The organism is Kitasatospora sp. NPDC036755, from assembly GCF_040636595.1.
In the GTDB taxonomy this organism is placed as follows: domain Bacteria; phylum Actinomycetota; class Actinomycetes; order Streptomycetales; family Streptomycetaceae; genus Kitasatospora.
Genome location: NZ_JBEZUT010000614.1, coordinates 1 through 2,199, shown reverse-complemented (window position 1 = coordinate 2,199; position 2,199 = coordinate 1). Strand labels below are relative to the sequence as shown.

Sequence of the window (2,199 nt, the reverse complement as noted above, 5' to 3'; positions counted from 1 at the left end):
ACCTCGACGCACTCGCGCTGTGGGTCACCTTCCACCCCGGCCAGATCACCCGTCACCGGTTCCTCGCCAAGTGCCGGGAGCTGGACGCGCTCGGCCCGGTGACCACCGCGCTCGCCCAGGTGGCCGGCGCCAAGAGCCTGGCCGACCTGGACACCGTGCTGGGCGGCATCGCCACCAGCGCGCAGGGCGCCGCGAAGTCCCTGGCCAAGGCGGACGAGCCGCCGGCGGTCGGCACGGCGCAGACCGAGCTGGTGGCGGCGATGACCTCGCTCGCGACCGACGCGGGCAAGGTCCGCAGCGGCATCAAGTCCCACGAGGTCTGCGCGCTGAGCTCGGCCGAGGCCGAACTGGGCGCCTCCGAGGGGCTGGTGGCGGTGTCGGCGGCCCTGGCCAAGATGACGACGGCCGGCTACTCGACCACCTTCGCGGCCCCGCAGCTGCCCCCGCAGCAGTCCCGCTCGCTGGACAACGGCACCATGGTCCGCAAGGGGAAGCTGCGCGGCGAGGGGCTGTTCAAGGTCGAGAACGGGGGGAGGACGGACGCCGTGGTGTCGCTCGCGCTGAACGGCAAGGCGGTGCACTCGGTCTTCGTCGGCAAGGGGCAGCACGCCTCCGTCGACGGCGTGGAGGACGGCACGTACGAGGTCTACGTCTCCGGGGGCGCGGACTGGGACCAGGACGCCAAGGCCTTCACCCAGAACTGTCACTTCACCAAGTTCGAGGACACCTTCCCGTTCGAGACCGGCCGGACGGCGACCTCCTGGGAGATCACCCTCCAGCCGGTGGCCGACGGCAACGCCAAGACCAGCGACGTGGACCCGAACGCCTTCCCGCAGCCGTAGGGGTGCCCCGCGGATCTCCGCCGGGCGCGCCCCGGTCCGTAACGGGCATACCGGGACGGGTCGTTGCCGTCGGATGGCACGGCCCGTTCCGAACAGTGGCGAGTTCGTCCCGAACGGTTGACCTGTTGAAGTGGCCATGGCACTTTCGTGCGGCGCGGGCGTCGGCGACCAGTCGTACACCCCGCGATCCCCCACAAGGAGAGCCATGTTCAAGAGACTTGTCGCGGTGGCCGGTACGAGTGCCGTCGTCGCGGGCGGGCTGGCCTTCGCCGCCGCCCCCGCGCACGCCGTCCAGGCGGCCGACCTGACCTCCACCATCGCCCTGAGCAACTGCTCGGCCTCGCTGGTCCGTTACCCCACCTCGGTGGCGGGCGACCGCGCGCTGATGCTCACCAACGGGCACTGCCTGCCGACCATGCCGCCGGCCGGCCAGGTCATCCAGAACACCACCGCCAGCCGCAGCGGCACCCTGCTCGACGGCGCGGGCAACAGCCTGGGCACCGTCCAGGCCGACAAGCTGCTCTACGCGACGATGACCGGCACCGACGTCGCGCTCTACCAACTCACCGACACCTACGGGTCGATCACCTCCAAGTACGGCGCCACCGCGCTGACGATCAACGACGCGCACCCGACCGACGGCGCGTCGATGTACATACCCTCGTCGTACTGGAAGCAGGTCTGGAACTGCTCCGTCAACGGCTTCGTGCCGACCCTGCGCGAGGACGAGTGGACCTGGCACGACTCGCTGCGCTACAGCTCCGGCTGCAACACCACCCACGGCACCTCCGGCTCGCCGATCATCGACTCCGCCAGCGGGCGGATCGTCGGCATCAACAACACCGGCAACGACGACGGCGCCATGTGTACCCTCAACAACCCGTGCGAGGTGGCCGCCGACGGCACCACCAAGGCCTACAAGGGCCAGAGTTACGGTGAGGAGACGTACTGGTTCACCACCTGCCTGAACCCCTCCACCCGGGCCATCGACCTCAACGTGTCCGGCTGCCTGCTCACCAAGCCGGCCGGCAGCGACGCCGTCTCGGTCACCAACCCGGGCAACCAGTCCACCGCCGTCGGCGGTGCGGTGAACCTCCAGATCAACGCCTCCGGCGGCACCGCCCCGCTGTCGTACAGCGCGACCGGCCTGCCCGCCGGGCTGTCGATCGACTCCTCGACCGGCGTCATCGCCGGCACCGTCTCCGCCGCGGGCAGCGCCAACGTGACCGTCACGGTGACGGACGCCGCGGGCAAGTCCGCCTCCACCAGCTTCACCTGGACGGTGTCCACGGGTGGCGGTGGCTGCACCCCGGCGCAGCTGCTGGGCAACGCGGGCTTCGAGACGGGCACGGCCACG

1 protein-coding gene and 1 pseudogene are annotated in these 2,199 nt (G+C 70.7%); both read left to right on the top strand.

Annotation, left to right across the window (positions count from 1 at the left end; genetic code table 11):
- Window positions 1-842: pseudogene (locus AB0E96_RS40545) on the top strand (hypothetical protein); the annotation flags it as partial.
- 205 nt (window positions 843-1,047) lie between these two features.
- Window positions 1,048-2,199, top strand: a 1,152-nt coding sequence (locus tag AB0E96_RS40540) for a putative Ig domain-containing protein (protein WP_359831792.1), incomplete at its 3' end; no start/stop codon positions are given.